This is a genomic window from Cereibacter azotoformans, from assembly GCF_021391315.1.
GTDB classification, from domain to species: Bacteria; Pseudomonadota; Alphaproteobacteria; order Rhodobacterales; family Rhodobacteraceae; genus Cereibacter_A; species Cereibacter_A azotoformans.
Window position 1 is genome coordinate 1853814 of the sequence record NZ_CP090021.1, and the last position, 24737, is coordinate 1878550.

A 24737-nucleotide genomic window follows, 5' to 3' on the forward strand; every position below is an offset into this window, starting at 1 on the left:
TGAGCGGGGCCAGGACGGCGAAGCCGGGGGGCTGTCTGCCCCCCGGACCCCCCGAGGATATTTGGACCAGAATGAAGGGCACGAATGCGTGGCGGGGCAAGGCGAGGCGTCAGGGTTGGTAAAGGAGCGGCTCTGGATCTACGACACGACGCTGCGCGACGGGCAGCAGACGCAGGGCGTGCAGTTCTCGACCTCGGACAAGCAGCAGATCGCGCTGGCGCTTGATGCGCTGGGGGTGGACTACATCGAAGGCGGCTGGCCGGGGGCAAATCCGACCGACAGCGACTTCTTCGCCAACGCTCCCGAGACGCGGGCGCGGCTCTCGGCCTTCGGGATGACCAAGCGCGCGGGCCGCTCGGCCGAGAATGACGATGTGCTCGCGGCGGTGCTGGATGCGGGGACCGGCACGGTCTGCCTCGTCGGCAAGGCGCATGAGTTCCATGTGACCACCGCGCTCGGCGTGACGCTGGAGGAGAACCTCGGGTCGATCCGCGCCTCGGTCGCGCATGTGGTGGGCAAGGGGCGCGAGGCGATCCTCGATGCCGAGCATTTCTTCGACGGCTACAAGGCGAACCCGAGGTATGCGCTCGACTGCCTGAAGGCCGCGCTGGAGGCGGGGGCGCGCTGGGTCGTGCTCTGCGACACCAACGGCGGCACGCTTCCGGCCGAGGTGGGGCGGATCGTGGCCGAGGTGATCGCGGCGGGCGTGCCGGGGGACCGGCTCGGCATCCACACCCACGACGACACGGGCACGGCGGTGGCGGCGACGCTGGCGGCGGTCGATGCGGGCGCGCGGCAGGTGCAGGGCACGCTGAACGGGCTGGGCGAGCGGTGCGGCAACGCCAACCTCACCGCGCTGATCCCGACCTTCCTGCTCAAGGAGCCCTACGCCAGCCGGTTCGAGACCGGCATCTCGCGTGAGGCGCTGGCCGGGATGGTGCGGATCAGCCGGATGCTCGACGACATCCTGAACCGGGTGCCGCGCCGCGCCTCGGCCTATGTCGGGGCCTCGGCCTTTGCGCACAAGGCGGGGCTGCATGCCTCGGCGATCCTCAAGGACCCCGCGACCTACGAACATATCGACCCCGCGCTGGTGGGCAACGTGCGGGTGATCCCGATGTCGAACCAGGCGGGCCAGTCGAACCTGCGCGCCCGCCTCGCCGCCGCCGGGATCGAGGTTCCGGCCGGCGATCCCCGCCTCGGCCGCATCCTCGAGGTGATCAAGGCGCGCGAGGATCAGGGCTATGCCTACGATTCCGCCCAGGGCAGCTTCGAGCTGGTGGCGCGCCGGGAACTGGGGCTCATGCCCTCGTTCTTCGAGGTCAAGCGCTACCGCGTGACGGTCGAGCGGCGGCGGGTCGGCGCGGGCACCATGACGCTGTCGGAGGCCGTGGTGGTCGTGATCATCGACGGGCAGCGGGTCCTGTCGGTCTCGGAGAGCCTGGACGAGAACGGGACCGAACGCGGCCCCGTCAACGCGCTGTCGAAGGCGCTGGCCAAGGATCTGGGGCGCTGGCAATCGGTGATCGACGACATGCGGCTTGTCGATTTCAAGGTGCGGATCACCCAGGGCGGCACCGAGGCCGTCACGCGCGTCATCATCGACAGCGAGGACGGACAGGGGCGGCGCTGGTCCACCGTCGGCGTCTCGCCCAACATAGTGGATGCCTCGTTCGAGGCGCTGCTGGACGCGATCAACTGGAAGCTCGTGCGCGACGCACGGCGTGGGGAGGGATCATGACGCCGGAAGACGCCTTCTTCACCCTGCATTCCACCCTCGAGCGCGAGGGGCCGGGCGATGACGAGAGCCTCGCCTGGGCGCTCGGGGTCGCGCAGGTGCCGCCGTCGGGCCGGGTGCTCGACGCCGGCTGCGGACCGGGAGCGGACGTGGCGGGGCTTCTGGCGGCGGTGCCCGATGGGCAGGTGGTGGCGATGGACCTGCACCAACCCTACATCGACGAGCTTGTGGCGCGGCTGGGGGTGGATGCGCGGTTGCGGGCGGTGCCGGGCGACATGCGGGCGCCCGAGGGCATGTTCGACCTGATCTGGTGCGCGGGCGCGATCTACAATGCGGGCATCGCCGAGGCGCTCTCGGCCTGGCGCTCGCATCTGAAACCGGGCGGCCGTGTGGCCTTCTCGGACCTCGGCTGGCGGATCGACAATCCGCCGCTCGAGGCGCGCGAGTTCTGGACGCGCTATCCGGCCATGACCGACCGGGCGGGCATTCTTGCCCAGGTGGAGGCGGCGGGGTGGCGGGTGCTGGCCGACCGCTGGCTGCCCGAGGCGGGATGGTCCGCCTATTACGAGCCGCTCGCCGCCCGTCTGGCCCATCTGCGGGCCGAGGCCGAGCCGACCCTGGCCGGCATCCTCGACGAGGAGGCACGGGAAATCGACATCTGGCGCCGCCACGGATCGAGCTACGGCTACCTGCAGGTCGTGGCGGAGCCCCTGGCATGAGCCTTGAGGCCTGCGCGGGGCTGGTCGAGCGCGGCGATCCCGACCGCCATGCGGCGGCGATGGCCGCACCGCCGGCCGCGCGGGCGCGGCTTCTGCCGCTTTACGCCTTCAACCTCGAGGTGGCGCGGGCGCCCTGGGTCACGCGCGAGCCGATGATCGCCGAGATGCGCCTTCAGTTCTGGCGCGACGTGATCGAGGAGGCGGCGCAGGGACGGGTGCGGGCGCACGAGGTCGCGGCGCCGCTGGCCAAGGTGATCCGCGAGGCCGCCCTGCCGGTGCCGCTGCTCGATGCGATGGTCGAGGCGCGGCGGCGCGACATCTGGGCGGAGCCGTTCGAGGATGAGGCGGCCTTTGCCGCCCATATCGAGGCCACGGCGGCGGGTCTCATGTGGGCCTCGGCCCTGGCACTCGGGGCCCCGGGCGACGCGGAAGGCGCGGTGCGCGGGATCGGCTGGGCGGCGGGTCTGGCCGCCTGGCTGCAGGCGGTGCCCGAGCTTGAGGCGCGCGGGCGCCAGCCGCTGCCCGACGGGCGGCCCGAGGCGGTGGCGCGGCTGGCACAGCAGGGTCTTGCGCGGCTGGCCGAGGGCCGGCGCGGCCGGCTGCCTGCCGCCGCCCGTCCCGCGCTCCTGCCCGCCTGGCAGGCGGGCGCGCTTCTGCGGCTGGCTGCGGCCGAACCCGGGCGCGTCGCATCGGGCACGCTGCATCTGTCGGAATTCTCGCGCCGCTGGCGGCTGCTCCGGTCGGCCTTCACCGGCCGGGTCTGAGGCCTCAGCCCTCTTTCGGGCGCAGGGCGAGCCAGATCAGCGCGCCTCCCGCCGCCACGAGGAACGGGAGCATGGCGAGGTTCACGGCCTGCCAGCCGGCCTCGACCGTCCCGCCCGAGCAGTTCATCAGCCCGCCTGAGGCCAGCGAGGCGGCCGCCACGCCCGCGAACACGATCAGGTCGTTCAGACCCTGCACGCGCCCCCGCTCTTCCGGCCCATGGGCCGAGGCCAGCATGGCCGTCGCGCCGATGAAGCCGAAATTCCAGCCGATCCCGAGCAGCACGAGCGCGCCGAAGAAATGCCCCAGTTCCACCCCCGAGAGCGCGACCGCGCCCGAGGCCGCAAGGATGGCCAGCCCCGCCGCCATCACCCTTTCCGCTCCGATCCGGGCGATCACATGGCCGGTGAAGAAGCTCGGCCCATACATGGCCAGCACATGGGCCGTCACCACATCGGCCGCGTCCGACGTGGCGAAGCCGCAGCCCACCACCGCGAGCGGCGACGAGGTCATCACGAGGTTCATCAGCGCATAGGCGACGGTCGCGCAGATCACCGCCACGGCAATGCGGGGGTCGCGGATCAGCTCGCTCCGGCTGCGGCCGCGCGGGCTGCCCAGGGCGGGCGCCGCAGGGCGTGGAATGTCGAGGAAGGCAAAGAGCAGCATCCCCCCGAGGTTCAGCCCGATGGCCGCGAGGTAGGTGCCGAGGAAGGGCACCACCATCGACTCGGCCGTCAGCTTGACGACCTGCGGGCCGATGACGGCCGAAAGGAGCCCGCCCGCCATCACCCACGATATCGCCTTGGGGCGAAAGGCCTCGGAGGCCGTATCGGCGGCGGCAAAACGGTAGAACCCCTGCGCCGACATGTAGATGCCGGTCAGGAGCGAGCCCGCGAGGAACAGCGCGAACGAGCCCTGCATCAGCCCCAGCGCGCAGACCCCGGCCCCGGCGGCCCCGGCGACCGCGCCGAGGAGGAACCCGGCCCGCCGCCCGAACCGCTGCATGACCGCCGAGAGCGGCGTGGCCGAGAGCATCGATCCCGTCACGGCCAGCGTGATCGGTAGCGTCGCCCAGCAGGGGTTCGGTGCGAGCGTCTGGCCCGAAAGACCCGCCACGATGAAGACCATCGAAAGCTGCGAGCCGAGGATCGCCTGCGCGGCCACGAGGACGATCACGTTGCGGCGGGCGCGGGCATCGGAGGCGGGCAGTGCGGACGTCTGGCTCATGCCCTTCCCTAGTGCGCCGCCGGCGGCCCCGTCCAGCGAAAAGCTGAAGGCGCGGGGCGCGCGCCGCCGCGTCGGGCTGGACGCCCGCGCCCCGATCCGCCATGCCTTGTGAATGACCGGCCGCATCCTGACCTCGCCCGCCTGCATCGCCGAGGGCCTCGACTGGCTCGCCCGGCGCGAGCCGCGCTTTGCCGCCGCCCATGCGCTGACGGGTGATCCCCCTCTCCGCCGCAGGCCCGAGGGCTTTGCCGAGCTGGTGGGGGCGATCCTCGGGCAGCAGGTCTCGACCGCGGCCGCGGCCGCCATGCGGGCGCGGATGGAGGCCGCGGGCCTCATGTCGCCCGAGGCGGTGGCGGCGGCCGACGAGACGGCCCTGCGAGGATGCGGGCTCTCGGCGGCCAAGATCCGCTATGTCCAGGCGCTGGCGCGGGCGACGCTGGATTATCGCGCGCTGGCGCAGTTGCCGGACGCCGAGGTGGTGGTGCGGCTGACCGCCCTGCCCGGTATCGGCCGCTGGACGGCCGAGCTTTATGCCATGACCTCGCTGGGCCGGGCCGACATCCTCTGCGCCGGCGATCTCGCCTTGCAGGAGTCCGCCCGGCTCCTCTTCGATCTCGAGGCCCGGCCGGGCGAACGCGCATTGAGGGCGATGGCCGAAGACTGGAGTCCGTGGCGGGGCGTTGCGGCGCGCCTTCTCTGGGCCTATTACCGTCATGCCAAGGGACGGGAAGGAACCGCATGACACGCAAGCTGAAATTCGGGCGCCGCGGCCCGGCGCAGGGCGAGGCGCGGAGCCTCGTGATCTTCCTGCACGGCTACGGAGCCGACGGGGCCGACCTGCTGGGCCTGGCCGATCCTCTGGCGCCGCATCTGCCGGGCACGGCCTTCGTGGCCCCCGATGCGCCCGAAGGCTGCCGCGCAAACGGCTTCGGCTGCCAGTGGTTTCCGATCCCGTGGCTGGACGACTCGTCCGAGGCCGAAGCCGCCGAGGGGCTCGAGGCGGCCGCCCTGGATCTCGACGCCTTCATCGACGAACAGCTTGCGGCCGAGGGTCTGCCGCCCTCCGCGCTCGCGCTGGTCGGCTTTTCCCAGGGCACGATGATGGCGCTGCACGTCGCCCCCCGCCGGGCCGAGGAGATCGCGGGGATCGTGGCCTTCTCCGGCCGGCTCCTCGCGCCCGAGCGGCTCGCGGAGGAGGCGCGGGTGAAGCCCCCGGTTCTCCTCATCCACGGCGATGCCGACCCGATGGTGCCCTTCGCCGAAATGAGCCTTGCGGGTGAGGCGCTCACCCGCGCGGGCTTCACGACCTACGGCCATGTGATGAAGGGCACCGGCCACGGCATCGCGCCCGACGGTCTCTCGGTGGCGCTGGCCTTCCTGAAGGATCGTCTGCCCGACTGACCAAGTCCGCCATCTTCATCGTCTGGCGAAAAAAGCGTCACATCCCCGTCACCTGAGGCCGCCACAACCGTTCCGGTCACCCACGGCCGGTTGCGGGGCTTGCCTGAGGGTGACCGCCATATATAGTTGTGTCATCGGGGCGGGTTCCCCGCTCTGGTGCCGACGAACGGCAGACAGGGCGGAGAAGGAGTCACTTCGGCAATGGACGGCGATTTCAGAACCAGCTTCGTGCGCGAACCGGCGGCGCTGAGACATTATCCGGCGCTCGTTCTGAACGCGGATTACCGGCCGCTCTCCTACTATCCACTGTCGCTCTGGCCCTGGCAGGAGGCGATCAAGGCGGCCTTTCTCGACAGGGTCTCGATCGTGGCGGAGTATGATCAGGTCGTGCGCAGTCAGCGTGCGGCCTTCCGAATACCCTCCGTCGTGGTGCTCAAGGAGTTCGTGTCCCCCCAGAAGCGCGTGGCCTTCACGCGCTTCAATCTTTTCCTGCGGGACGAGTTCCGGTGCCAGTATTGCGGCGCGAAGGGCGACCTGACCTTCGACCATGTCCTCCCCCGTGCCCGCGGCGGGGTGACAAGCTGGCAGAACGTGGTGGCCGCCTGTTCGTCCTGCAATCTGCGCAAGGGGTCGAAGACGCTGCGGCAGGCCGGCATGCGCCTGTTCCGCGCCCCGAAGGAGCCCACGCCCGCCGAGATGCAGCGCCACGGCCAGCGCTTCCCGCCCAACCACCTGCACGAGAGCTGGCTCGACTATCTCTACTGGGATGCCGAACTCGAGGCTTGAGAAGCCTTGGAGAGGTGATTTGTAAAGGGAAGGATAGTTGTCACCATAGGGCGGGTTGTGCTTCCTGTCGGGTAGTTCAGCCTGAACAACGCGATCAGGCGGCCGCGAGGCTGTGCCGCTGTGTCTTGCCTGCCGGAGCACCGGTGTTCGTCAAGCGGTAATCCTCCCCAAGGTTAGAGGGCGGTGTTCGTCAAGCTAGTTGTCCCGGTCTCTCGTTTTCAGGCTGCCTGTTCGGCCGACCCGGCCATGGGTCCGCCGCCGCCAGCTTGATGGGGGAGCGCGGCGGCGAACCCATGGCCTCCGCGCCCGGCATCGGGCCGTTCCGGGTTCAGCCAGACCGGGCCGATGGGCTGCCAGTTGCGGATCTGGCCTGACCAGCGTTCGGGGTGTGCGGCGCGGGCCAGCTGGTAGACGCGGTGGCGCTCGGCCAGCAGCGCCTTGTCCTCGCCGCGGTGGCGCTGGTCGGGGGTGACGAAGCGGATCGCGCTGTGACGGTGCTCGAGATTGTACCAACGCACGAAGCTCTGGACCCAGGTCCGCGCCTCCTCGATCGTGGCGAAGCCCCGGGTCGGCCAGCGGGGCGTGTACTTGCAGGTGCGGAACAGCGCCTCGGAGAAGGCATTGTCGTTGCTGACGCGGGGCCGGCTGAAGGAGGCGATGACGCCCAGCCGCTCCATCGTCACCTTCATCGTCGCGCCCTTCATCGGGCTGCCATTGTCCGCATGGAGTACGAGCGGGCTGGTCAGGCACCGCTCCGACCAGACGGCGCGCCTGAGCACCTCGGCCGCGAACTCCGAGGTCTCGCGGTCGTGGACCTCCCAGCCGACAATCTTCCGGCTGAAGATGTCGACGATGAGGTAGAGGTAGAAGAAGGTCCCCGCGATCGACCCTGGAAGCCACGTTATATCCCAACTCCACACCTGGCACGGCCCCTTCGCCTCGAAGCTCGTCGGTGGTTTCCGGCGCGCAGCGGGGCGGGCGCGGCCACGGCGATGGTTCTGCCCGCGCTCGCGCAACACCCTGTAGAAGCTGGATTCCGAGGCGATCCAGATGTTTCGGTCGGCCAGCCGGGGCACGATCTGGCTCGGCGGAAGGCTCGCGAATTCCGGCGTGGCGCAGGTCGCCACGATCCGGTCGCCCTCCTCCTCGGTGAGCTTGTTGGCCGGCGCCGGGCGGTCGGCAGAGGGGCGGCGATCCTCGCGGATCCCGCCGTCGGGGCCCTGCCAGCGGCGCAGGGTGCGCGGGCTGAGGCCCGCTGCGGCGCAGGCGGCCGAGGGCCGGGCCCCGGCCTCCGTGGCGGCAGCGACGAGGGCGGCAATCTCCTGGCGATCCGGGGCTGAGGTCATTCGTCCTCGCCCTCCCTGCGGTCCCAGATCGCCTCGACCTTTTTTCGCAGGATCATCAGCGCGGCCGCCTCGGCCAGCGCCTTCTCCTTGCGCGCCAACTCACGCTCCAGCTGCTGGATCCGTTTCTTGTCGTCGCGCGTCTCGCGGGCGATCCGGCTCGCGGCTGCCCGCTCCCAGTCGTTGGCGCGCGCGCAGGCTTCGCGCCAGACAGCGAGTGCTCGGGGTAGATGCCACGGCGGCGGCAGTACTCAGCCAGCTCCGCCTCGTTCATCGAAGCGGTCTCGATCACCGCCGCCAGCTTGTCCTGGGAGGTCCAGCCCTCAGGCCCGGCGTTCGCATCCGGCAGGAGCTGGCCCTTCGCCCGAGCCTCCGCCCGCCACTTAGCGAGCGTCGCGACACTGATCCCTTCCTCCTTGGCCAACTGGCCCAGGGGCATGTTGTTCGGCGGCAGCATCTTCGTAAGAACCGCCGCCTTTCGTTCCGGTGAGTAAGCCAAACCCGTCGTCCTGTCCCGCCCGCCTCAGGATACACTTCCAGATCCAGAACCGGTGACAACTACCCTGACGGGGCGGGAGGGATGCGGAAGTAGAATTTTCTCGGCAGGATGGACGAGGAGATTCCGATGAAGAAGAGCCGTTTCACCGAAGCCCAGATCATGGGCGTGCTGCGTCAGGCGGAGGGCGGTTTGGCCGTGGCCGAACTGTGCCGCGAGCATGGGATCAGCACTGCGACGTTCTACAAGTGGCGGGCGAAGTATGGCGGCATGGACGCGTCCATGATGAGCCAGATGAAGGCCCTCGAGGACGAGAACCGGCGGCTGAAGCGCATGTTCGCCGACCTGAGTATGCAGGCCGACCTGCTTCGCGAGGCCCTTGGAAAAAAGTGACGCGGCCAGCTCAGCGCCGCGAGCTGGCCGAGAAGGCGGTGGCGACGAAGGGTGTGAGCATCGCGCTGGCCTGCCGGGCGTTTGGCGTCAGCGAGACCTGTTTCCGCTACAGCCCGAAGCGCGACGAAGAGAACGAGATGATCGCAGACCTGCTGGTCGGGCTGACCAATGTCCACAAGACCTGGGGGTTCGGGCTGTGTTTCCTGCACCTGCGGAACGTCAAAGGGCACGTCTGGAACCACAAGCGGGTCCATCGGATCTACTGCGAACTGGAACTGAACCTGCGCATCAAGCCGCGGCGACGGCTGAAGCGGGAGAAGCCCGAGGAACTGGCCGTGCCCGAGGCGCCGAACCTGGTCTGGTCGATGGATTTCATGGCCGATCGGCTGGCGGATGGGCGGCAGTTCCGGCTGTTGAACGTGCTGGACGACTTCAACCGCGAAGGTCTGGGTATCGAGGTCGACTTCTCGCTGCCCGCCGAGCGGGTCGTCCGGTCGCTGAACCAGATCATCGAGTGGCGCGGCAAGCCCTTGGCGATCAGGGTGGTGTAGAGCGTCAACCTTCTTGGCCGTGACCGACAACCAGGATGGCCGGTTTTGACCGCTGCGGTCGTTGGTGTTACTCGGCGCTGATCTCCCTAAGCTTGTCGTTGATGTTGTCGGTGGCTTCGACGCCGATGTTGTCGCTGGAGGCTGTCGGCGCAGCGACAGGCTCGGAGGATCGGCGTCGTGCGGCGGCGCGGCGGCGGAAGCTCTCGCCGTTCATCTCGAGGATGGTGGCGTGGTGAACCAGCCGGTCGATGGCGGCGACGGTCATGGCCTGATCGGGGAAGACGCGGTTCCAGGCGCTGAACGGCTGGTTGGCGGCGATGGCGAGGCTTCGCGTCTCGTAGCGCCGGGCGATGAGCTCGAAGAGCACCGAGCTCTCGGCCTGGTCCTTCTGGGCGTAGGTGATGTCGTCGAGAATGATCAGGTCGAACTTGTCGAGCTTCGCGAGTGCGGCCTCGAGGACCAGATCGCGGCGGGCGGCCTGCAGCCTCTGCACGATGTCGGTGGTGGGGGTGTAGAGGACGCGCTTGCCGGCCTCGACGAGAGCATGGCCGATGGCACAGAGAACGTGGCTCTTGCCGGCGCCCGAGTTGCCGATGGCGATGAGATTGGCGCCGGTCTCAACCCAATCCCCGGCGGCCAGCGCCTCGATGCGGGCCCGGGTCACGCCGGGCAGTGCCTTGAAGTCGAGCGTTGCCAGCGTCTTGCCGCCGGGGAGTTCGGACTGCTGCAGATGGCGCTGGATGCGGCGGGCATCGCGATCGGCGAGCTCGACCTCGGCCAAAGCTGCGAGGAAGCGCGACGCGGGCCAGCCCTCGGCGTCGGCGCGGTCTGCGAGCATCGTCCAGTGGCGCTGGATGCTGGGCAGGCGGAGAGCCGTGAGCATGGCGGGCAACGCATGCACATCGACGGGGCGCGGGGCAGCGGCGGTCATGCGCGCGCCTCCAGCAGTTCGTCGAAGCGGGCGAGATCGGTGAGGTTGACGGGCGTGTCGTCGGGCAGCTCGCGCCGGCGCGGCTCCAGCTTACTCCTTAGCGCATGGGCTTCGGGCAATTCGCCATGACCGAGGGTCTGGGCAATCAGCGCGGCCAGTTCAGCCTCACAGCCCTCCTCATGGGCGAGCCACAGCAGATCGACCATGCGACGGCAGGCGTCGCGACGCGGCAAGGCGGCGGACAACGCGACCCAGGCCTCGGCGTATTCCGATCGCGGGAACAGGCCGTCGCGGTAAACGGAACCGGCCAGCGCCTGCGGCTTGCGGCGCAGGGCGTGGATGACATGGCGATAGTTGACGCAGTGGACGCGGGTGCCGTCATCGCGGCCGCGACGGCGGGGGTGCGTGACGACAGGGGTCGCTCCGAGAAAGGCCTCGATCCGGTCGTCGTAGACATGGACCCGTTTCGCCGGAGGCGAACCTCCGGTTCGACCGCTTGCCGATCAGTTGGGAGGGCGCCGAGTAGAAGACCTGGTGGACCAGGAAGCCCCCGGTCTTCGTGACCCGCGCGACCACCTCGGTGAAGTCGGTGGTGCGCCGGGCCGGCAGCGGCCTGAGCGCCGCCATCTCAATGCGCACCGCGGACTCGCGCCGGCGGTTGCGTCGAGCAACCAGTTCATCGACGAAGCGGCGCCAGCTGGCGAGATCGGCGAAGTCGCGGGAGCCGCGCAGGATCAGGGCCTGATCAAGGGCGACCTTCAGGTGGTTGTTGTGGGCCTCGACAGATCCATTCTCGTGCGCCTCGCCCGGATTGTTGCGGCTGGCGAGCATGCCGTAGTGGGCGCAGAAGGCGTCATAGCGCTTGGTGACGTCCGCCGCGGCCTCGGCATCGAGGTTCCGATAAGCTGCGGACAGGCTGTCGGTGCGATGCTCGCCAGGCACTCCGCCAAGGGTCCAGAGCGCGTTCTGGAGGTTCTCGGCCAGCGCCGGGAAGCTCTCGCCGCCCAGCACCACGGCGGCATGTTCCCAGCCGCTGTAGGCCAGGACGAAGTGGTAGAGGCGCTGCTCAAGCGGCTGCCCCGCGATCGTCACGCAGAGTTCGTTCGCATCGGTGAAGTCCGACAGCGCCATCCGGCCGGGTTCCGGCGTCTGGCGGAAGATCACGTCGCGCTCGGGTCCGTTCAGGGCACGCCAGTCGCGGACGCGCCGCTCGAGCGTCCGGCGCACGCGGTCGTCGGGGAAGGCCTCCGGATCGCTCGTCTGAAGGTGCCGCAACAGGGTGACGGCCTGAACGGCTGGATCACGCGCGAGGATCGGCAGCAGCACCGGTTCCCACACCGCCTCGAGCGGGTCGGGCACGGTGCGGCCCCGGGGGGCCGGACGTTGCGATGGAAGGCGCGGATCGGCATCGATGCGGCGGGCGGTGCGTTCGCTGAAGCCGGCGCGGGCGGCGGCGACACGCTGGCTGTGCTGGAGACGGTCGGTCATGTAGACTCTCACTTGCTGGTCGGTGACGGGTTTGCCCGGCACGGTCGGATCTCCGTTTGGTAGCAGAGACCTCGACCCTACCGGCCCGCAGCGGCCAGCACCTACCCTTCTCCCCCGAAACGAGGGCCAGCCGCTGGGTTCAGCCTCCGGGACGGGCTACGCCCGTCCTCCGGCTGAACCCAGCGGCCAACTTGCCTGACGGTTTCGGCCAACTTGGTTGTCGCTCATCAGGGTGGACAACGGCCCGGAATACGTCAGTTCCACGCTGATGACCTGGGCTTCGAAGCAGGGCATCGCCCTGACCTCCCAAGTTCGACAGCAAAACCGCTAAGCAATTGATGTCATTATGGCGGAATGAGCCATTATGTGACTACACGGCGTTCGTCAGAGGGGTTTTGGCAGGTTCAGGGTGTCGAAGAGTTCCATCTGTTGAGGCGTTGTCACAGAGAGCCCATTGACCGTGCGCTCACCGATTTTCGCGCGGTGGCGCTGGATGCGAGCGAGGAGATCGAGCGCGGTGCGGGGGCTGGCCGTGTGGCCCTTGGCCTTCAGGCGCATGCGCATGACGCGATAGAGCACGAGCGCCAGGAAGCAGATCAGCGCGTGGGCGCGGATGCGATCGGGCAGGCGGTGGTGGACCGGGGCGATCTCGATGTCGGACTTCAGCACCCGGAAGCCGCGCTCGATGTCGGCCAGCGCCTTGTAGCGCGCGACGGCCTCGGCCGGCGTCAGGTCGGGAGCATTCGTCAGCAGCGCGAGCTTGCCGTCGAAGAGCTCGGCCTCGTGGATGGCGGTCTCGTCCAGCGACCAGCTGAAGCGGTCGGCGGTGAAGTCGGCCCTGAGGAAGCGGGTGAGTTCGGCCTCGGCGACCGCGCGGGTGAAGCGGCTGTAGGCACCACGGTCGGAGGCCCGCCGGCCCCGGTCGCTTTGCCCCGCGTCTTGTGCATTCAGCTTGCCGACCATGCGCTCGGCCATGACCTCAAGTTCGGCGATGCGGGCTCGGCGCTTCTCGGACTGCTCGGCCGCGCGCAGCGGATCGTGGGCCACGATCAGCCGGTGACCCGCGAAGCGAGCCTCGGAGAGGCCCGTCTTGTCGAAGGCAAGGCCGCGGAAAGTCTCGACGAGCTCGCCGTAGCGGCGGGCGGGGACGGCCAGGATGAACTCGAGCTTCCGCCCTCCTTGATCGGCGAGCGTGGTCAGCGTGTCGATGTTGTCGAGGCTCAGGAGCCCACGGTCGGCGACCAGCACGACCCGCTCGACCGGGAAACGCTGCAGGACGGTGGTCAGCATGGCCTGCAGCGTCTTGGTCTCCGCGACGTTGCCGGGGTGGACGGTGTGCATGAGCGGAAGGCCTTCCGCCGTCTGCACGACGCCCAGCACGAACTGGCGGGCAATGCCGCCCTTCTCCTTGTTCATGCCGTACGCGCGGAGATCATCCTCTATCTCCGCCTCGCCGTGGATGCGCACGGTGGTCAGGTCGTAGAACACCACCGCCAGATCCCGGTCGACCAGCGGCCGGATCTGTTTCGCCAACTCGATCTCGACCCGCTCCGCATGGTCCATCAGCGCGTCCATCGCGCGCAGCAGATGCTGATGCGTCACCGTTTCGGGCATGGCCGGCATCGCCACCGTCTCCAGCCAGCGCAGGCAGCCGAGCTTCGAGTCCGGTTCGCACAACCGATTGAAAACCATGGCCCTGACGAGCGCCTCCACATCAAGCTGCCGCTTGCCCGACCGCAGTGCCCGCGCCAGCGCGCGGTCGAAGCCGAGGTCCTTCCACAGCTCGTGGAGGGCGAAGACGTCGCCGAAGGCGCGGCCGGGCTCCTGCTCGATCCTGAGGGCCTCCGGCGCATCGCGCCCCGTGACCTTGCACAGCCCCCGGATCAGGGAGTCGAGATGGCCGTCCGGTCTGTCGTCGATGCGCCCGAGGTTCGCGATCACGCGGCTGCGCGGCTTGCCGGCGTCGTTACGGTAGGACTCCATGATCTGGAGGTAGCGCCGGCCGCCATTTTCGGTGATGCGAATGAACATCCCTACGAAATCGCAGCATTGCGCCTTCTAAGCAAGAACTTTTAGCTGCGCTCCATGTAACTACATGAAACCTCGGCGTGCTGACGGCCAACCCATTGAAACGACTCGAACAGCCCGCCGGAATCGCGCCAGTCCCGGGTGGATTTTGTCGAACTTGGGTGACCTACATCCAGCCCGGCAAGCCGCAGCAGAACGCTTACGTCGAGCGCTACAACCGGACGGTCCGGCATGAATGGCTGGACCTCTACATCTTTGAAACCATCGAGGAAGTGCAGCAGATCGCCACCGAATGGCTCTGGAACTACAACAACGAACGCCCCAACATGGGCATCGGCGGGGTCACACCTGCCATGAAGCTGAAGATGGCCGCGTGAATTCTACGGCCGGATCCCGCTAAAACCGGGAGGATTACCGGAGGAGCCCCCGCCGGCCACCCCAACGGGACCCGAAGCCGCGCCGAAGGCGCGTACGCCGCGCGAGGGGACCAAGCAGGCCACCCTGATCGCCATGCTGCGCGCACCGGACGGCGCGACCATTGAAGAGATCATGGCTGCGACGGGCTGGCAGTCGCACACGGTGCGCGGCGCGATGGCCGGGGCGCTGAAGAAGAAACTCGGGCTCGAGGTGACGTCGGAGAAAGTCGAGGACCGGGGGCGCGTGTACAAAATTCTCTGAGGCAGCGCTCGTTACAGCCCAAAGAAGTGATAGTTGCCGTCCATTCGCAAGACGGCGACTGTCACCCCTCAGAACGGAATTTCGTCATCATCAGCCTTCTTCGGACCGCCTTCTGATTGCAACGGATCCGAGGAAATTCGATCAGTGAAGAATACTTCAAAGCCGTTTCCATTACGTCGGCGAATATGTGGCCGCTTGTTTTCACGGTCCCAAGCGGATAATTCTGCATACGTAGAAAAGCGCGGACCTCTGGTATAACCGCGAGACAACATTGACCGACGCCAAGCGTCTAGCTCGTCGTCGGAATCTGCCGCTTCAAGTTCTTCCTCAGTCGCTCTGCCCCACCAATTTGCCTTTTCTCTGGCGCTTGCCCGCTCGTATTGCCGGGAGTACCCATCAATTATATCAACGGCGTCAGCGCCAGCGCCAAAAACATCCTCGAAATCACCCACTCCCGCACCGCCTTTCGCTTTGGGTCACACAGACCAATCTAGTTCGAGGATCATTTCTCGACCAACCGGCCATCAGACGTAATCCACATACCATCGCTCAGGTAAGTGTCGTCGCCACTTTCGTCCGAGGAAAACTCATCGTAAATCGTCTTCATTTCACGGAGAGCGAGTACCGAAATATCTTCGAAGCCGATCCTATCAAGAACGGTGGCAGCAAGATGAAGCAGATCTTCCTCGTTGGGGTAAATTGAAGTCTCAACGTAACTTCGCCCTGCATGATCCTCTTTGGTCACTATGTACAAGCCGCGATCTGAAAAGACCTGCGCGGTCACCGAGATCAATGACGCTTGATCTTCGAAGGCGCGATACCACCCAATGTTCTCTGACGCAGTTGCAGTCATAAGCCGGAAGCCATTACCGTCCGAGATCAAACGGTAGAAAACGTAGGGTTCGGAGCAGATACGATACTCGTCCTGCGTCAACGAGAGTTTTGTGCTTCGCTCGATTCTTGCCATGCCCTTATCCTACGCGGCTTTTCAGTAACTTACACCCCTCGACGCCTTTCGCAACGTTACAGATGCACTCGCAGTGCCTCGAACAGGCGCCGCAGGACGTAGGACCGCGCGATGCTCACGACGGTGAACACCGCGCCCATTTTCAGGTTCTGCGCCAGCGTCGTGTGCAGCCCGAAGATCGGGAAAATCAGGATCTGCGTGAGGACCGCGACCCCATAGCCGACGATCACGTTGGCGACGGACTCGACCAGCGACATGAGGCGGGACTGCTTCATCTCGCCACCTCATCCAGCGGAGAGCAGCTCAGCCGCGAGAGTTCGCAGCGCATGCGCTGCAACCAGGGGAACCACGCCGTTGCCACAGAGCCGAAGCCGGTCCACCCGGTGGGCCAGCCCATCAGCGCCTCGACGAACAGCGGGTTCAAGGTCCTGGGCGACGGCGAGGCATCGCGCCCAGCCATCTGCGTCACCAGGACCTGGCGGCCAAGCAGGCCGTTCACCGGCGTGTTCGCAAGGCTCGTCGCTCCGTCCTTGTGATCTCGCGCCGTCGGCGTCATCCACATGCGGCTGGCGTGTATCAGATCGGCTGTCCGGCGGATGCCCGCGCTCGGTTGGGCGAGTCCGTCCGTCGTCGCTGTCGGCCAGTCCCGCGCCATGCCATCGAGACCTTTCTCGTTTATCCGGTCTCCGCCCCGGCTGCGGAAGCAGTCGGTCTGCGGCGTCGGCCACAGCCGCAGCAGTTCCGTCCGGTTCCCGCCACTCGACCGGGCACCAGAGCAGGCGCGCGGGGTCGGCCAGCTCGTCCCCCTCGCGGATGGCAAGGATGAACAGCCGCTCGCGCTTGTGGGGCGCGCCGACTTCCGCCGCCGTGAAGAGGCCAGCCGCAAGCTTGTAGCCCATGCCGACCAGTCCGCTGGCGACTTCGGGGAAGCCGAGGCGGAGATGATGGGCGACATTCTCGAGGAACACGAAGGGCGGCTCGACCTCGCCGATGATCCGGGCGACATGCGGCCAGAGGTGGCGCGGGTCGTCGGCACCCCTGCGCTTGCCTGCCACTGAGAACGGCTGGCACGGATAGCCCGCAATGACGATGTCCACCACGCGGCGCCACGGGCGGCCGTCGAAGGTGGCAATGTCGTCCCAGACAGGCGCGCGATCCAGGGCCGCGTCTTCCATCCGCGCCACGAGGATGGACGCGGCGAAGGCGTCCCGCTCGACGTAACCCACAGCACGATATCCGGGGATTGCGATGGTGAGCCCGAGGTCGAGCCCGCCCGCGCCGGAGCAGAGGGAGAGACCGAAGAAGCATGCGTCTCCGGCCCCGGAAGCGTCTCCGGAGGAAGGTAGAGCCAGGTCATGCATGTCACGCGGCGGTCGTGCGTTTTCGCGCGGGTTCGGGGGCTGCGTCCGTGGTCGGAATATCGACCCGGGCGTTGGCATCGTCGCCCAACCGCTTGGTTCTCACCTGCGCAAAGGTCCGACCGTCACCGTCGAGGATCGCGGCGCGGCCGGTCTCGGCCTGCCAGCGTTCCACGGCGACATCGACATATGCGGCGCTGATTTCCATCGCGAAGACGCGTCGGCCGTTGGCCTCGCCCGCCATGATCTGCGAGCCGGAGCCGGAGAACGGCTCGTAGCAGAGACCGCCGCGCGCCACGTGCTGGCGCATCGGGATGCCGAAGGCGTCGAGCGGTTTCGGCGTCGGGTGATCGGGGCGCTCGTCCTTGGTGAAAGACGGCATCTCCCAAGTCGAGGGCAGCGTCTGCTCGGCAACCTTCGGCGGGCGGTTCGGACGCCGCCAGCCCATGAAGCAGGGTTCATGCTTCCAGAGGTAGTGCGAGCGGGTCAGAACCCCGCGGTCCTTCACCCAGATGATCTGCTGGTGCACGAAGGCACCCGCCTTTTCCCAGCAGGCTTCTAGCATCGCCTGGCGGCGCGACGCGTGCCAGCAATACCAGGCGGCATTTTCGGCGATGGCTTCCGCTACGGCCGCCGCGATGAAGCCGTCGTAAAGCTCGGCCCCCTGCGAACTGTCATCCCAAGTGGTGCCGTAGGACGCTGACCAATCCTTGTTGCGGGTGGGATGGTTCGAGCCGTCGTAGTCGACCAGATAGGGCGGATCGGTGGCGAACAGGATCGCCCGTTCGCCATTCATCAGGCGGCGCACGTCGGCCGCGCTGGTGCTGTCCCCGCAGAGGAGGCGGTGGTCGCCGAGGATCCAGAGATCCCCGGTTCGTGATGCTGGATTGCGCGGTGGCTCGGGGATGGTCACCGGCGGCACGGAGCCCCCGGCGCCACCTTCTTCACCGTCGTCTTCCGCGACGTAGGCCAGCAGCTTGTCCAACTCGCCGTCGGAGAAGCCGACCAGCGACAGGTCGTAGTCTTCAGCCAGCAGGTCGTTCAGTTCGGCCGAGAGCAGCGCCTCGTCCCAGGTGCCGAGTTCGGTCAGCTTGTTGTCCGCGATCCGGTAGGCCCGCCGCTGCGCCTCGGTTAGGTGCCCCAGCACGATCACCGGCGCTTCGGTCAGCGCCAGCTGCGTGGCGGCCAGCACGCGCCCGTGCCCGGCGATCAATTCGCCGTCCTCGCCCACGAGGCACGGCACGGTCCAGCCGAACTCGGCCATGCTGGCGGCGATCTTCGCGACCTGGTCGGGCCCATGCTGCTTGGCGTTGCGAGCGTAGGGCTGGAGCCTAGACAGCGGCCATTGCTCGATCCGCTCAGGGGCGAAGGCGAGGGTCATCAGTCACTCCTGAAAACGATTCACGATCAGCCCCGGTGAGCACGAACGCAGCTTCGGGTCGGGACGGGGTTCCGTTGGGCCACAACAACCCCGATACTGCGCACATCACTGCCAGCATATGGAGTGCAGCCAATGTGGCCGGATCAGCGCGTCATGCAGATGCTCGGGATCGACCTGCCTATCATTCAGGCCCCGATGGCAGGCGCCGGACTGTCGGATCTGGCCGTTGCGGTGGCCGAAGCGGGCGGGCTCGGATCGCTTCCCTGCGCACTGCTCACGCCGGACCAGCTGCGCACCCAGTTCGGCGTCATTCGCCAGCGAACCGCGCGACCGATCAACGTGAATTTCTTCTGCCACCGTCCGGCCACGCCCGATGCCGCGCGAGAGGCGAAGTGGCGGCGGAGACTGGAGCCGTACTACCAGGAGTTCGGTCTCGACCCGAACGCACCGGTTCCCGCGTCCAACCGCGCGCCTTTCGACGAGGAGTTCTGCGCGCTGGTCGAGGAGCTGCGCCCGGAGGTCGTCAGCTTCCATTTCGGTCTGCCGAAGCAGCGCCTGCTGAACCGGGTAGTCGCGACGGGCGCCAAGATCATGTCCTCGGCCACCACCGTTGACGAGGCGCGGTGGCTCGAGGCGGAGGGATGCCACGCAATCATCGCACAGGGTGCAGAGGCCGGTGGGCACCGCGGCATGTTCCGCACCGAGGAAATCGCGACGCAGGTCGGGACACTCTCGCTCGTGCCGCAGGTCGTTGATGCAGTGCGCGTGCCGGTGATCGCGGCGGGCGGCATCGCCGACGGGCGCGGCATCGCCGCGGCCTTCATGCTGGGCGCCTCCGCGGTGCAGATCGGGACGGCCTATCTGTTCACGCCGGAGGCCACCATCGCGGTGCCACATCGTCGCGCGCTTGCTGCCGGCTCTGGGCGGGAGACGGCCCTGACGAACGTCTTTACCGGACGGCCGGCCCGCGGAATTGTAAACCGCATCATGCGCGATGTCGGTCCCATCGCCGCGGACGCACCGCAGTTCCCGCTGGCGGGCGGCGCTCTCGCACCGCTGCGATCGGCCTCCGAGCCCGGAGGATCGGAGGATTTCATGTCACTCTGGTCGGGCCAGTCCGCGGGCCTCTCCCGCGCGATGCCGGCTGGCGATCTCACCCGCAACCTTGCTGACCAGGCACTCGCGCTTCTGGTACGGGGGTCGAACCGCTAACAGTCCAGGAGCCGTCGGCGGGCGCTGGGCAGTGTATTGCCCTATTCGCAGATGGACTCCGACGCGGGTGGATCCACCGGCTTCCGGGTGGACTCCGGCAGCCGCGGGGTATCCACCCAGCGCGGCTGGTCATTTGTTTGAATTCACAAGAGTTTCAGGCGTTGCGGTGGCTTCCGGCTTCCGGGGGGCTTCCCAAAAAACCGGCCCTGTCGCTGGCGAAATTGCGCGCTTCGCCCGCCAGCATACGAACATCGCCCGGAAGGAACCGGAAACTGCCGTGGGCTGGACCCCGGCCGGATCCTCGCTGGATACCGGGATCCAGTGGACCCGGCTTCAACGCAAAGGGGAGAGGGAGCCCTTCGGCGCACTCTCCCCCATCATGCCCTTCGGATAGCACGGAACTGTTGCAGATGTCGAAGGGAAAAGTGTTGCAACACTTTGGACTCACGGAGCATTCAGCCGGGCCGCGATCTTGGTCAGCGCCAGCTGCCAGCGCCGCCAGGCGGTGGTGCGGTCGCAGCCGAGCTCGCCGCTGATCTGCTTCCACGGCACGCGGGCCGCGCGGGACCAGACCAGCTTGCGCTCCGCCTCCTCGATCCAGAGCACCCAGTCGAAGGTCTGCTCGAGCCGGGTGATCGCGGCGGCCGAGGGCCAGACCCGCATGGGCTGGGGCTCCATCGCCGCGATCTCGCGAGTGGTGCGCACGATGTCGGGCCAGGTGCTGAAGTAGCCCTGCGCCTTCACGGGCGGCAGCTTGCGCAGGGTACGGAACGCCTCCTCGAAATGATCGGCGACGTCGTCTGCGCTCCAGACACGATCAGCCATGGCCCACCTCCCTCACCGCAGGAAGCTTGCCATAGAGCTTGTCCCCCAACTGGCGGACGAGTTCGCGCTCGGGCCAGGTGAGACGCGGGTCATCGAGCGACACGGCCAGCAGTCCCTGTTCCTGCCAGCCCTCGCGCTTCACCTGCTCGGGATCCCGGCGCTGGCCGCCGTAGCCTCTGGGATGCCATCTCATGCGACACCCCCGTTCGTCTCGATCGCCCAGAGAAGGAGAGCGATGGCGTCGGCCTCGTTGTCATCCGCCGGGCTGAAGCCGCGGGCGCGGACGGCTGCGATCATCGTCGCCTTGTCGGCATTGCCCTTGCCGGTGGTGTGACGCTTGATCGTGCCGACCGGGACACCCTCGTAGGGCACGCCGCGCAGTTCGGCCCATGCGGTCAGGGTGGCCATCAGACCGCCGTAGACATGGGCTGCATCGGTTCCGGCGTGGCGGCGGACCTCCTCGAACCAGATGGCGGCGACAGGACCGGACAGCCGGTCGATCTCGGCCAGCCAGTTCGTGAAACGCAGGTAGCGCATGCCGCCGCCGTCGAAGCGGCCGGGACGCAACGAGACGGTCCCGCTGGTGATCAGACCGTCGTGCCCGCGCAGCGCCCAGCCGGTCGAGGTGCCGAGGTCGAGCGCGAGAGTGGCGCGGAACCATGGCCCCTGTGGAGCCGCGCAAGTCGGCCTCACGTGGTTCCGGGGGGTGACGAGCGGCGGCGTGTCGAAGCTTGCGCCGTCGGAATTCGGGATCAGAGTCGGCCGAGCCATGACGGGTCTCCTTTGCCGGTGGCCTGTGGTGGTGGAAGACGACGGCGGTCTGGTGCCTGGCGGTGCGGGACCGCCGTCGTCGGATCGGCTGGGGAAGACCAGGACAGGCGGCGCGCGAGGGCCCGCTGCGTATGGGGGCGAGGCCCACCCTGACGGGTGGCCGCCCCATACGTAGTATGGGGGTTTCCTTATCATTCCTCCCATCCACGCAAGCAGCTGAGAAAAAACGACTTTTCGCCATTTCGGAGGACGAGGAAGGAGGACGGGGTTGTTTGTCCTCGTCCTCCGCAAGTCATTGATTTTGTTGACTGAGGACGAGGTGAGGACGAGGACCGACAACTTCGTCCTGAGGACGAGGAAGATTTCGGGGAGGACGAAGTCAGTCATCGAGACCCTCCGGATAGACCCAGATGGCGGGGTTCTCGACCTGCAGGCAGGCGCCGGTGCTGGCGCATTTGTAGTGGCTCGGGAGCACCGGCAGGCCGTCGCCCAGCACCTCGCCGGTATCGGGATCGATCTGCGTCTCCGTCCCGAAGCGCATGCCGTCGACCACGAGATAGCCGAAGCGGGAGCGCACCACGGCCATGCCGAAGGGACGGCCATCACGGAGGAACTTGATCTGCCCCTTGGTCGTCAGCACGCCGATCCGGTCGCGGATCGTGTACTTGCTGCCGAGACCGGCCTTGTTCTCGAAGGCCTCGCCGAACTGAGTGGTGGTGTAGAGCCGGCCGGCCGCCGCTTCCTCGTGCAGGATGGTGAGGATCACGTCGCCCTTGCGCAGCCGTTCGGCATCGAGCCTGGCGCCCGCTTCCTTGCGCACCAGGCGCTCGTTCAGCGGGTTCAGCTCGACCCATTCGCCCTTCACCTTGTCGATGAGCTTGCCTGGCAGGGCGGGGCCGTTCCGAAGCTCGATCTCCAGCCTGCGGACGGTGCTGTCCTCGTCGGGCCGGTGCATGAGCAGCCCCGAGGTGTAGAAGCCGCGCAGCACGCTGGCGCCGGAGAGGGCGAGGAAGGGATCGTCCTTCACCTGCTGCTTGCTGGCCTTGCGGGTGTGGTGGGCGAGGATGACGCCGGCGTCCGGATTGACCGCCTCCCGCAGCGGCTCCACCCGGTCCTTCAGGAAGAACATCATGGCGGTGTTGTCGTTCTCGCCGCCGCCCTCGGGGCCGCCGTCGAAGAGGTTCCGGATCGGGTCGATGACGAGGATGTCGGGCGGCGCATCGGGTAATGCGGTCCGGATCGCCTCGGCCACGCGGGCGACGCCTTCCGCGTCGAGCAGGATCTTCAGCTTCGGCGTGGCGATGAAGGTGTCGCGCGCGGCGGCGATCACGGCGGCGGGCAGCGCGATCTGCTGCATGCGTTCGCGCAGGTAGTGATACTGGATCTCGGCCTGCAGATAGAACACGCGCAGCGGCCGGGGTGGCGTGAAGCCGAGGAACGGCACGCCGGCCGCCATATGGACGAGCCAGCAGATCAGGAAATCGCTCTTGCCGACCTTGGGCGCGCCACCCAGCACCAGGAGCCCGCCCGGCGTCAGCACGCGCGGCCCGATGATGTCCTCGGGCATGGGGCTCGTGTCGTCGAGGAGCGCGCCGAGGGTGAAGGTCGGCAGCGGGCTCGCCGGGGCATTGGCGTGGGCCGCGCGCAGGAGCGGCGGGCCGTTGCGCTTCACATGCAGCGCCCAGAGCCGTTCTGACTCGGCCTGCAGCCGATCGAGCGGCCAGGACGGGCGCAGCATGGCGGCGTTGTAGCCGCAGATCGCCTCCCAGCCCGCGAACGGGTCGAGGCGGCCTTCGTGGACGAGGCGGATGTAATGGCCGATGGCGGCGCTGGCTCCCTGGAAGCGCGACCAGTCGTCGACCGCGCCCTCCCGCACCGGTGTGGTGAGCACTGCGTCGATGCCGGGCTTTGCGCATGGCGCGGCATGATCGCTGGCGAAGCCCACGCCCGGCAGCGGCGGCATCCCGGCGACCCGTTCGGCAAAGTCCGCAAGGTCGACCTCGACGGCACGGTGTTCCCGGATTTCCACGAGGCGCTGGTGGCCGTGCTTGTGATAGACGGTGCCGGGCACGCGGATCGGCTGGTGCGCCGAGCGGAAATGCGTGTCGCCGCCGACCTTCACGGCGATCTCGCCGCGCAGGCGGCAGAGGGTGACCAGGTCGTCGCCTTCGGCCGGTTCGGTCAGTTTCCACCAGACATGGAGCTTCGCCGCGCCCTCGGGCGTGCGCCCGCCGCTTTCGATGATGAGCGCGGGCGCGCCGAGGTGGCGGGTGACATGGTTGAGCTTGGCCGGGATGTCGCCCGCGTCGAGATCGACCACGACGGCCTGCATCTGCAGCACGTCGGCGGCGCGGGCCTGGCCCTGCTCGGCGACCGTGCCGGGGATGACATAGACCGCTGCCCCCTCGCGGTTCGCCCACGCGGCGAAGGTCGCGAGCTTCTCGGGCGCGGTGGCGTCTGCCGGGATCCAGATGTTGTGAGGCTTGCCGTCCCGACCCTGACCCTTGTCGACGAAGCCGCGGAGCGGGATCAACCCCTCGCACCAGCTGAACACGGTGTCGAGGAAGACGGCGATCTGCCCGGGGTCGGGGTCGCAGCCGAACGGGTTCTCGGACGGCGGCCCGTCGTTGAAGTCCATCCAGGGATTGAAGTGCAGGATGCCGTCGTCGCTCATGCCGGCAGCCTCCAGCAGCGCTCGGACCACGGGCAGAAGCGGCATTCGAAGAAGTCCGGCGTGGTGGCTGCGCGCGGCAGAAGCTCGCCCGCATCGGTCGCCTGCAGGATCCGCACGCCCCGGTCGGACATGCGCTGCGCGAGGTCGGCGTCGAAGGCGACCTGCTCATGGTGCAGCTCGGCGGTGTCCTTGTTGATCGCGGTGAAGAGCGCGGGCGCGGCCGAGATGCCGGGGACCGTCCCTTCCATGTAGGCCTGGTAGAGCGCGATCTGGGCGGCGTAGACCGGCTTCGACTTCGTAACGCCGTCCTTGACACAGGCGCGTCAGTTCTTGGCGTTCATCGTCTTGCATTCCCAGAGCGCGGGAACGGCCAGACCGAAGCCCTCGGGGCCTGCGGCGATGATGCCGTCGACATGACCGCTGATGCGCCCGCCCGCGACCGAGAAGCCGAACTGGCCGCCATCGGGTCGGTTGCCCTTGCGGGTATAGAGGTCGAACCCCGCGCCGCGCAGCCAGGCGACGGCCAGATCCTCGAGCGCATGGCCGATGGCGAAGATGCGCAGCGACTGGCCGCTGAAGTCCTGGCCCTCGTCCTTCGGCGTCGCCGTGAACTCGAACTGCAGGGCGCGCTCGCAAGCATGGCCGAGCCGGGAGCCGCCGAGATAGTCGCGGGGCGGTCGCGTGGACTGATCGGCGGTTAGCGCCCGATCGACGGCGGCGTTGACCCGGTCGGCGAAGCTGGGGCGGTGATTGTAGTCCAGCATCAGAACGGCACCTCCGGCGCTTTCGCCCGCGCGATGTCGGACATGGCCTCGCGGAAGCCCTCGACGGCTTCCTCGATCAGCGCTCGGACCTGCGCCTCGGTCAGGTCGGCGAGCGAGGTGGCCCAGCCGATCTCGTCCATCAGCAGCGCCACGCGCTTCATGGTGGCGGTGATTGCGGCGCGCTCTTCCTCGGTCAGGTCAACCATGGCGACACACCCCTGAGCCAAATGCGTCCAGAAAGCCT

At 67.9% G+C, this 24737-nt stretch carries 22 protein-coding genes and 5 pseudogenes; 10 read left to right on the top strand and 17 right to left on the bottom strand.

The genetic code is table 11. The features are described 5' to 3' along the window. The first annotated feature begins 88 nt into the window (after positions 1-88). The 3 genes from cimA to LV780_RS09270 are packed head-to-tail and all read left to right on the top strand — an operon-like array spanning position 89 to position 3221. The gene (cimA, locus tag LV780_RS09260; RefSeq protein ID WP_181318469.1) at positions 89-1741 is read left to right on the top strand and encodes a citramalate synthase; all 1653 of its coding nucleotides are present in this window, start codon (positions 89-91) and stop codon (positions 1739-1741) included. Beyond that, positions 1738-2457 (top strand): class I SAM-dependent methyltransferase, encoded by a 720-nt coding sequence (locus tag LV780_RS09265; RefSeq protein WP_108220456.1) that lies wholly within the window; start codon positions 1738-1740, stop codon positions 2455-2457. The genes cimA and LV780_RS09265 overlap by 4 nt, the downstream gene beginning before the upstream one ends. Beyond that, positions 2454-3221, top strand: coding sequence for a squalene/phytoene synthase family protein (locus LV780_RS09270; RefSeq protein ID WP_108220455.1), 768 nt, complete (start codon positions 2454-2456; stop codon positions 3219-3221). Before LV780_RS09265 ends, LV780_RS09270 begins: the two co-directional genes overlap by 4 nt. A 4-nt stretch (positions 3222-3225) precedes the next feature. On the opposite strand, the gene LV780_RS09275 is transcribed toward LV780_RS09270, so the two are convergent. Further along, positions 3226-4446: an MFS transporter gene (locus LV780_RS09275; RefSeq protein WP_108220578.1), complete on the bottom strand. Its 1221-nt coding sequence runs from the start codon at positions 4444-4446 to the stop codon at positions 3226-3228. A gap of 112 nt (positions 4447-4558) precedes the next feature. Here LV780_RS09275 and LV780_RS09280 point away from each other — a divergent pair, with 112 nt between their 5' ends. From LV780_RS09280 to LV780_RS09290, 3 genes are all read left to right on the top strand, one after another. Beyond that, positions 4559-5188 (top strand): DNA-3-methyladenine glycosylase family protein, encoded by a 630-nt coding sequence (locus tag LV780_RS09280; RefSeq protein WP_101342267.1) that lies wholly within the window; start codon positions 4559-4561, stop codon positions 5186-5188. Then, positions 5185-5847 (top strand): alpha/beta hydrolase, encoded by a 663-nt coding sequence (locus LV780_RS09285; protein WP_011909088.1) that lies wholly within the window; start codon positions 5185-5187, stop codon positions 5845-5847. Before LV780_RS09280 ends, LV780_RS09285 begins: the two co-directional genes overlap by 4 nt. Before the next feature lie 201 nt (positions 5848-6048). Further along, positions 6049-6633, top strand: a complete 585-nt coding sequence (locus tag LV780_RS09290; protein ID WP_101342268.1) for an HNH endonuclease — start codon at positions 6049-6051, stop codon at positions 6631-6633. 305 nt (positions 6634-6938) lie between these two features. Here the strand turns inward: LV780_RS09290 and LV780_RS09295 are convergent. Next, a pseudogene (locus LV780_RS09295) lies at positions 6939-8433 on the bottom strand (IS3 family transposase); the annotation flags it as partial. A 168-nt stretch (positions 8434-8601) separates the two neighbouring features. Here LV780_RS09295 and LV780_RS09300 point away from each other — a divergent pair. Continuing rightward, a pseudogene (locus tag LV780_RS09300) lies at positions 8602-9407 on the top strand (IS3 family transposase); the annotation flags it as partial. A gap of 76 nt (positions 9408-9483) precedes the next feature. On the opposite strand, the gene istB reads toward LV780_RS09300, so the two are convergent. The 3 genes and pseudogenes from istB to LV780_RS09315 all read right to left on the bottom strand — a co-directional run bounded on the left by istB (position 9484) and on the right by LV780_RS09315 (position 13866). Beyond that, on the bottom strand, positions 9484-10347 hold the full coding sequence (istB, locus tag LV780_RS09305) for an IS21-like element helper ATPase IstB (protein WP_101339570.1): 864 nt from the start codon (positions 10345-10347) through the stop codon (positions 9484-9486). Further along, a pseudogene (istA, locus tag LV780_RS09310) lies at positions 10344-11877 on the bottom strand (IS21 family transposase). Before istA ends, istB begins: the two are co-directional and overlap by 4 nt. Positions 11878-12219: 342 nt before the next feature. Then, positions 12220-13866 carry an IS1634 family transposase gene (locus LV780_RS09315; RefSeq protein WP_117344998.1) on the bottom strand — a complete coding sequence of 549 codons (1647 nt, stop codon included), beginning with the start codon at positions 13864-13866 and terminating at the stop codon, positions 12220-12222. A gap of 158 nt (positions 13867-14024) precedes the next feature. Here LV780_RS09315 and LV780_RS09320 point away from each other — a divergent pair. Then, positions 14025-14240, top strand: a pseudogene (locus LV780_RS09320) (integrase core domain-containing protein); the annotation flags it as partial. 52 nt (positions 14241-14292) lie between these two features. Further along, positions 14293-14541, top strand: a pseudogene (locus LV780_RS09325) (DUF3489 domain-containing protein); the annotation flags it as partial. A gap of 68 nt (positions 14542-14609) precedes the next feature. On the opposite strand, the gene LV780_RS09330 reads toward LV780_RS09325, so the two are convergent. The 5 genes from LV780_RS09330 to LV780_RS09350 are packed head-to-tail and all read right to left on the bottom strand — an operon-like array spanning position 14610 to position 18247. Further along, on the bottom strand, positions 14610-14993 hold the full coding sequence (locus LV780_RS09330) for a hypothetical protein (protein WP_147326421.1): 384 nt from the start codon (positions 14991-14993) through the stop codon (positions 14610-14612). A gap of 50 nt (positions 14994-15043) precedes the next feature. After that, complete coding sequence (locus LV780_RS09335) at positions 15044-15508, bottom strand: hypothetical protein (RefSeq protein ID WP_108220445.1); 465 nt, start codon at positions 15506-15508, stop codon at positions 15044-15046. Between the two features lie 56 nt (positions 15509-15564). Further along, the gene (locus LV780_RS09340; RefSeq protein WP_108220444.1) at positions 15565-15783 is read right to left on the bottom strand and encodes a DUF7220 family protein; all 219 of its coding nucleotides are present in this window, start codon (positions 15781-15783) and stop codon (positions 15565-15567) included. Positions 15784-15792: 9 nt separating this feature from the next. Beyond that, positions 15793-16869 (bottom strand): DNA cytosine methyltransferase, encoded by a 1077-nt coding sequence (locus LV780_RS09345; protein WP_108220443.1) that lies wholly within the window; start codon positions 16867-16869, stop codon positions 15793-15795. 1 nt (position 16870) lies between these two features. Continuing rightward, entirely contained in the window at positions 16871-18247 is a 1377-nt protein-coding gene (locus LV780_RS09350) for a site-specific DNA-methyltransferase (RefSeq protein WP_108220442.1), read from the bottom strand. A 132-nt stretch (positions 18248-18379) separates the two neighbouring features. Here LV780_RS09350 and LV780_RS09355 point away from each other — a divergent pair, with 132 nt between their 5' ends. Then, positions 18380-19459 carry an NAD(P)H-dependent flavin oxidoreductase gene (locus LV780_RS09355; RefSeq protein WP_108220441.1) on the top strand — a complete coding sequence of 360 codons (1080 nt, stop codon included), beginning with the start codon at positions 18380-18382 and terminating at the stop codon, positions 19457-19459. A gap of 444 nt (positions 19460-19903) precedes the next feature. Here LV780_RS09355 and LV780_RS09360 read toward each other — a convergent pair whose 3' ends face one another. The 7 genes from LV780_RS09360 to LV780_RS09390 form a co-directional block, all read right to left on the bottom strand. Beyond that, the gene (locus LV780_RS09360; protein ID WP_108220440.1) at positions 19904-20284 is read right to left on the bottom strand and encodes a DUF6362 family protein; all 381 of its coding nucleotides are present in this window, start codon (positions 20282-20284) and stop codon (positions 19904-19906) included. Next, complete coding sequence (locus LV780_RS09365; RefSeq protein ID WP_108220439.1) at positions 20277-20477, bottom strand: hypothetical protein; 201 nt, start codon at positions 20475-20477, stop codon at positions 20277-20279. The genes LV780_RS09360 and LV780_RS09365 overlap by 8 nt, the downstream gene beginning before the upstream one ends. Next, positions 20474-21055, bottom strand: a complete 582-nt coding sequence (locus LV780_RS09370) for a crossover junction endodeoxyribonuclease RuvC (protein ID WP_108220438.1) — start codon at positions 21053-21055, stop codon at positions 20474-20476. Before LV780_RS09370 ends, LV780_RS09365 begins: the two co-directional genes overlap by 4 nt. A 379-nt stretch (positions 21056-21434) precedes the next feature. Beyond that, on the bottom strand, positions 21435-23729 hold the full coding sequence (locus tag LV780_RS09375; RefSeq protein ID WP_233863768.1) for an AAA family ATPase: 2295 nt from the start codon (positions 23727-23729) through the stop codon (positions 21435-21437). Then, a complete protein-coding gene (locus LV780_RS09380; RefSeq protein ID WP_233863770.1) occupies positions 23726-23977 on the bottom strand; it encodes a hypothetical protein in 252 nt (83 codons plus the stop codon). The genes LV780_RS09375 and LV780_RS09380 overlap by 4 nt, the downstream gene beginning before the upstream one ends. Before the next feature lie 75 nt (positions 23978-24052). Continuing rightward, positions 24053-24493 carry a hypothetical protein gene (locus LV780_RS09385; protein WP_233863771.1) on the bottom strand — a complete coding sequence of 147 codons (441 nt, stop codon included), beginning with the start codon at positions 24491-24493 and terminating at the stop codon, positions 24053-24055. After that, complete coding sequence (locus tag LV780_RS09390; protein WP_108220436.1) at positions 24493-24699, bottom strand: DUF6511 domain-containing protein; 207 nt, start codon at positions 24697-24699, stop codon at positions 24493-24495. The genes LV780_RS09385 and LV780_RS09390 overlap by 1 nt, the downstream gene beginning before the upstream one ends. Positions 24700-24737 lie beyond the last annotated feature (38 nt).